Source organism: Empedobacter sp. GD03797, from assembly GCF_029842105.1.
Lineage (GTDB): Bacteria > Bacteroidota > Bacteroidia > Flavobacteriales > Weeksellaceae > Empedobacter > Empedobacter falsenii_C.
In genome coordinates, this window is the sequence record NZ_JAOCFS010000016.1 from 62,087 (window position 1) to 68,608 (window position 6,522).

Annotated in this window: 6 protein-coding genes and 1 pseudogene; all 7 read left to right on the plus strand. The window is 32.4% G+C overall.

Annotated elements, in window-relative coordinates; genetic code table 11:
- On the plus strand, positions 1 to 855 hold the full coding sequence (locus N5D90_RS11175) for a hypothetical protein (RefSeq protein ID WP_280062490.1): 855 nt from the start codon (positions 1 to 3) through the stop codon (positions 853 to 855).
- A 4-nt stretch (positions 856 to 859) separates the two neighbouring features.
- The gene (gene sufB / locus N5D90_RS11180) at positions 860 to 2,317 is read left to right on the plus strand and encodes a Fe-S cluster assembly protein SufB (RefSeq protein ID WP_038333579.1); all 1,458 of its coding nucleotides are present in this window, start codon (positions 860 to 862) and stop codon (positions 2,315 to 2,317) included.
- 144 nt (positions 2,318 to 2,461) lie between these two features.
- Positions 2,462 to 3,217 (plus strand): Fe-S cluster assembly ATPase SufC, encoded by a 756-nt coding sequence (sufC, locus tag N5D90_RS11185; protein ID WP_038333580.1) that lies wholly within the window; start codon positions 2,462 to 2,464, stop codon positions 3,215 to 3,217.
- A 78-nt stretch (positions 3,218 to 3,295) separates the two neighbouring features.
- The gene (gene sufD, locus N5D90_RS11190; protein WP_280062491.1) at positions 3,296 to 4,615 is read left to right on the plus strand and encodes a Fe-S cluster assembly protein SufD; all 1,320 of its coding nucleotides are present in this window, start codon (positions 3,296 to 3,298) and stop codon (positions 4,613 to 4,615) included.
- Positions 4,616 to 4,751: 136 nt separating this feature from the next.
- Entirely contained in the window at positions 4,752 to 5,975 is a 1,224-nt protein-coding gene (locus N5D90_RS11195) for a cysteine desulfurase (RefSeq protein WP_280062492.1), read from the plus strand.
- 81 nt (positions 5,976 to 6,056) lie between these two features.
- Positions 6,057 to 6,305, plus strand: coding sequence for a hypothetical protein (locus N5D90_RS11200; RefSeq protein WP_280062493.1), 249 nt, complete (start codon positions 6,057 to 6,059; stop codon positions 6,303 to 6,305).
- A gap of 13 nt (positions 6,306 to 6,318) precedes the next feature.
- Positions 6,319 to 6,522, plus strand: a pseudogene (locus tag N5D90_RS11205) (hypothetical protein); the annotation flags it as partial.

The following is a 6,522-nucleotide window of genomic DNA, read 5'->3' on the forward strand; positions in this document are numbered from 1 at the left end:
ATGAAAAAAATAGCTTTATTCGTTACGTTTTTGATTGGTTTTGTTGCTTTTGGACAAAATACAATTGTAGAAAAAGATTTGATGGTTTTTCAACCAACCGAATCTTCAAAAAAATTGAATAAAGTCTATTCAGAACAACTATTTTTCGGTTTGTTTAATGTAAAACCTTTTATAAAAGCGTTGGATTTAGACGAATCAAAAATCAAAACAATCACCATTACCAATGCATCAAACAAAAAAGTTGCGTACAAAGCAAATTATGATGTGACAGGAAATCTTCTTGATTTTGAATTGACTGATGAGGTTGCAACACCAACTAAAGTAAGTTATACGTACAAAGATGGTGTAATTTCTGTCGAAACAATTGCAAGAAAAGGAAGTGAAGCAAAAACAAATCAATTCTTTTACGACCAAGAAAATATGTATGTCAAAAACGGAAATAAACTTTTTGATATCATTTGGTTAGAAGGAGATGTGATGTTGAAGAAAACCTATATGGATCAGAAAATTGGTTTCGAAGACCGATTAATGCACGATTGTAGAATTACAAAATCATTAGGTCAAGACATTAATAAGATTTGTTATAGCAGTTCAACATTCAAGGTGCCATTCAAAATAAAAGAATATACACCAGATGTTGCGCCAAAAACAGAAAGAATTAATTTGGTAGAAGGACCTTGGTCAGAAATTAAATTAATTGCTCAAAATAAATATCAGATTTCGAAAAATAATCAACCACAATTTGAGGTGATTTTAGATCAAAATCAACGATTAAAAGAATTCAAATTTTTAGGAAATAAAGCTGATAAACAGCAACCTTTACAGTTTAATTTTACCTATACATTTTATAAATAATAAGATGAGTAACACAAAATATACAGAAGACGATCTACGTGAAGATCTTGCTAGCCAAAAGCAATATGAGTTTGGTTGGACGACTGAAATGGAATATGAAGAATTCCCAGTTGGATTGAATGAAGATATCGTGCGTGCTATTTCAGCCAAAAAAGAGGAACCGGAGTGGATGACGGAATGGCGTTTGGAAGCTTACCGTGCTTGGGTTAAGATGGAAGAACCAGAATGGGCAAACGTAACTTACGAAAAGCCAGATTTTCAGGCTATTCAATATTACGCAGCTCCAAAACCTAAGAAGGAATTAGCAAGTTTAGACGAAGTTGATCCTGAATTATTAAAAACTTTCGAGAAATTAGGAATCTCTTTAGACGAACAAAAACGTTTATCTGGAGTTGCAATTGATGTGGTTTTTGATTCAGTTTCAGTAAAAACAACTTTCCGTGAAACTTTAGCAGAAAAAGGAATTATTTTCATGTCAATTTCGGAAGCAATTAAAGAGCATCCAGAATTGGTGAAAAAATACATTGGTAAAGTAGTTCCACCAACAGATAACTTTTATGCAGCTTTAAACTCGGCAGTTTTCTCGGACGGATCATTCTGTTATATTCCAAAAGGTGTTCGTTGTCCAATGGAATTGTCAACATATTTCCGTATCAACTCTGCAGGAACAGGACAGTTTGAACGTACATTGTTAATTGCGGATGAAGGTTCTTATGTTTCGTATTTAGAAGGTTGTACAGCGCCAATGCGTGATGAAAACCAATTACACGCTGCTGTGGTTGAGTTAATCATTATGGATGATGCTGAGATCAAATATTCTACAGTGCAAAACTGGTATCCTGGTGATGATAAAGGAAAAGGTGGAGTTTTCAACTTTGTAACAAAACGTGCAGTTTGTGAGAAAAATGCAAAAGTATCGTGGACGCAAGTTGAAACAGGTTCTGCGGTAACGTGGAAATATCCATCTTGTATCTTAAAAGGAGATAATTCGGTAGGTGAGTTTTACTCAATTGCGGTAACAAATAATTATCAACAAGCAGATACTGGAACAAAAATGATTCACATCGGTAAGAATACGAAATCGACAATTATTTCGAAAGGTATTTCTGCTGGTAAATCTCAAAACTCTTACCGTGGTTTAGTGAAAGTAATGAAAAATGCCGAAGGAGCACGTAACTTTTCACAATGTGATTCATTGTTGATGGGTAACGAGTGTGGTGCGCATACTTTCCCTTACATCGAGATTGAAAATAAATCGGCTCAATTAGAGCACGAAGCAACAACTTCTAAAATTGGTGAAGATCAATTGTTCTATTGTAATCAACGTGGTATCGATACAGAAAAAGCGATTGCATTAATCGTAAACGGATTCAGCCGCGAAGTATTAGACAAATTACCAATGGAATTTGCTGTTGAAGCGAAAAAATTATTAGAAATCTCATTAGAAGGTTCTGTAGGATAGTTTTTAGAAACTAGAATTGAGAAGTTAGAAATTAACAATAATTAATAAATAGATATATAGTTGGAGGATTCTAAAGTCTGACATCTAATATCAAAATCAAGATAATTAGAAAATTATCACATTAACTAATTTACAAATTAGATTATGTTATTAAATATAAAAGACTTACACGCTCGTATCGAAGAGCGCGAAATTTTAAAAGGTTTAAACCTTCAAATTAATCCAGGTGAAGTTCACGCGATTATGGGACCTAATGGTGCTGGAAAATCAACTTTATCTAACGTTATTACAGGTAAAGAAGAATACGAAGTAACGGATGGTGATATCGAGTTTGATAATGAATCAATCTTAGAATTAGCACCAGAAGAAAGAGCACAAAAAGGAATTTTTATGTCTTTCCAATATCCAATCGAAATTCCTGGAGTTTCTGTAACAAACTTCATCAAAACTTCTATCAACGAAACACGTAAAGCGCAAGGTTTAGAAGAAATGGGAGCTTCTGAAATGTTGAAAGAAATTCGTGCAAAAGCAGAATTATTAGGAATTAAAAAAGATTTCTTATCTCGTTCACTTAACGAAGGTTTCTCTGGTGGTGAGAAAAAACGTAACGAAATTTTCCAAATGTTAATGTTAAACCCAAAATTAGCGATCTTAGATGAAACTGATTCTGGTTTAGATATTGATGCTTTACGTATTGTTGCGGATGGTGTAAACGAATTCAAAAATGAGAACAATGGAGTGTTAGTAATTACACACTACCAACGTTTATTAGACTATATCGTTCCTGATTTTGTACACGTTTTAGCAGACGGAAAAATCATTAAATCTGGTGGTAAAGAATTAGCTTTAGAATTAGAAGCAAAAGGTTACGACTGGGTAAAAGAAGAAGCAGGAATCTAAACATTTTGTAAAATGTAAAATGTATTAAGTCCAAAGTACTTTTTACTTCTTACATAATACATTAATACAATATCTAAAATGATTGATTTAAAAGAAAATTTAGTTTCTCGTCATTTAGTGTTCAACGAAAAAAATAAAGTGAATAAAGGAATCGAAGGTTTACGTCAAGAAGCCATCGAAATCTTTAATCAAAAAGGTTTTCCGACACGTAAAGACGAAGAATGGAAATATACAAATCTTGCTCCTTTGTTGAAGGTGGATTACAAATTGTTCCCAGAAGACGAAGTTGCAGTAGAGTACAAAGACATCAAGAAATATTTGATTAATGATATCGATACATATACAATCGTATTCATTAACGGAAAATATTCTTCGTTTTTGTCAAATACAACACATGATGAAGCTGATATTTGTGTCTTGTCTAGTGCAATGCATAAAACAACTCATCAAGCTGTAATTGAGAATTATTACGGAAAAATCGCGAAAAAAGATGAAAGTTTAGTAGCTTTAAACACAGCTTTTGCAAAAGATGGAGCTTATATTTATGTTCCAAATAATGTGATTTTATCTAAGCCAATTCAGATTGTTTATTTCTCAACAGGAGCTTCTCAAGAAGCAATGTATCAACCACGTAATTTGGTTGTAGTTGGAGATAATGCGCAAGTTCAAATTATCGAAAGACATCAAACATTAGACGAAAAAGCAAACTTAACAAATGTTGTTTCGGAGGTGAATGTTGGACGTAATTCTGAAATTCATTGGTATAAATTCCAAAATGATTCTAATGATGCTTCTTTAGTTGACAACACATACATTAACCAAGAAAGAGACTCTCGTGCCAATGTATTTACGTTTGCTTTTGGAGGAAAAATTGTACGTAACAATTTGAATTTCTTCCAAAATGGAGAAAATTGTAACTCTGTAATGGACGGAATTACGGTGATTGATGGTAAACAACATATCGATCATCATACATTTGTGGAACATAATTTTCCGAATTGTGAGTCACACGAATTGTACAAAGGAATTTACGATGAGAAAGCGCAAGGAGTTTTCAATGGTAAAATCTTTGTTCATAAAGAAGCACAAAAATTGAATGCATTCCAACAAAATAATAATGTTTTATTATCTGATGGAGCTTCAATTAATACAAAACCTCAATTAGAGATTTTTGCTGACGATGTAAAATGTTCGCACGGATGTACAGTTGGGCAATTAGAAGAAGAATCTTTATTCTACATGCAACAACGTGGTATTCCGAAGAAAGAAGCGAAAGCAATGTTATTGTATGCCTTTGCTGCAGACGCTTTGCGCCATGTACAAATTCCGCAAATCTCAAATAGAGTAAACTCTATAATTGCAAAAAAATTAGGAGTTAGTTTAGATTTCGAATTATAAAATATAGTTCTGAGTTATACGTAATAAGTTTTAAGTTGAACTTATTTTGAAATATAAAGTAAGTATTTGAAACTATTTTGAATACTTACTTTTTTATTACACATCACTCATAACTCATTACTCAAAACTAAAAAAAATGTCAATAGATATTCAACAAATAAGAAGTCAATTTCCAATTTTAAATAGAGAAGTCAACGGAAAGCCATTGGTTTATTTAGATAATGGTGCAACTTCTCAAAAACCGAAAGTTGTTTTAGATGTTTTAGACGAATATTACGAAAAGTACAATGCAAATGTACACCGTGGAATTCATACATTAAGTCAAGAAGCAACAGATTTGATGGAAGAATCGCGTCGTAAGATTCAAAAATTTATTAATGCGAAACACGATTATGAAATCATTTTCACGCGTGGAACAACGGAAGGAATTAACTTAGTCTCTAATTCACTTCGTAATGTTTTAACAGCAGATGACGAAATTATTATTACCGAAATCGAGCATCATTCTAACATCGTTCCTTGGCAATTGTTGTGTCAGCGAACTGGTGCAAAACTGAAATATATTCCGTTAACTGCAGAAGGTATTTTGGATATTGAGAAGTTGGATGATTTATTGACAGATAAAACCAAATTAGTTTGTGTTAATCAAGTTTCGAATGCGTTGGGTGTTGTAAATCCAATTGAAACAATTATCGAAAAAGCGCATGCAAAAGGTGCTTGGGTTTTGATTGATGCGGCGCAATCTGCTCCACATACTGCAATTGATGTGCAAGAAATGGATTGTGATTTCTTGGTTTTTTCTGGTCACAAAATGTACGGTCCAACTGGAATCGGTATTTTGTATGGAAAAGAAGATATCTTGAATGAATTACCACCTTTTCATGGAGGAGGAGAGATGATAAAAGATGTCACGATGGAAGTTTCGACTTATGCTTGCTTACCTTTCAAATTTGAGGCTGGTACACCAGATATTGCAGGAATTATCGGACTTGGAGCTGCGGTAGATTTTATCAATTCTATCGGAATACAAAACATTCACGATTACGAAAAAGAATTGGTAGATTATACCATTCAACGTTTATCAGAATTTGATGAAGTGGTGATTTATGCAAAAGATGCAGAACATTCTGGCGCTGTTTCGTTCAACTTAAAATTTGATGGCGTTCATTCGTCTGATGTCGGAATGATTTTAGACAAAAAAGGAATTGCTGTTCGTACTGGTCATCATTGTGCGCAACCAATTATGCAACATTTCAATATTCCGGGAACGGTACGCGCTTCATTTGCTGTTTATAATACAAAAGAAGAAATAGATACATTTATCGAAGGTCTAAAAACCGCGATTAGAATGTTAGGATAATATTAAAAGGATTTCATTTTTTGAAATCCTTTTTTGTTTCATTTAATTTTTTATTTTTGATGTAATTAATACTAAAAACTCATGCAAACTAAAAATAAATTATCAGAACTAACATTAGATGAATTACAGACTAAACATAAAAAAGTTAATAAACTAACAGTTACGATTCAAATTATATTACTTGTAATTTCTATTTCACTTACTCTTGGAGTTTTTGCAAATTATTTAAAACCTATAAATGTCGTTTTTGTTTCTTTATCTGTCATTTTTATTCCATTTGTTACAGGTCTGAATCAAATCAACCAAGAATTAAAAAATAGAAATAATTAATTCTTAATATTTTATGAGTGATAAATGTATGACTTGTGGTAATTTGATTACAGAAAATTTCTGTGGAAATTGTGGTCAACGTAAAAATAAGAGAATTAATAAAACTTATATATTAGATGAATTACAAGATTTGTATGCGCATACAAACAAAGGATTTTACTACACATTAAAGAAAACAGCGATAAATCCTGGTAAAACTGCAAGGGAATTTATTGAA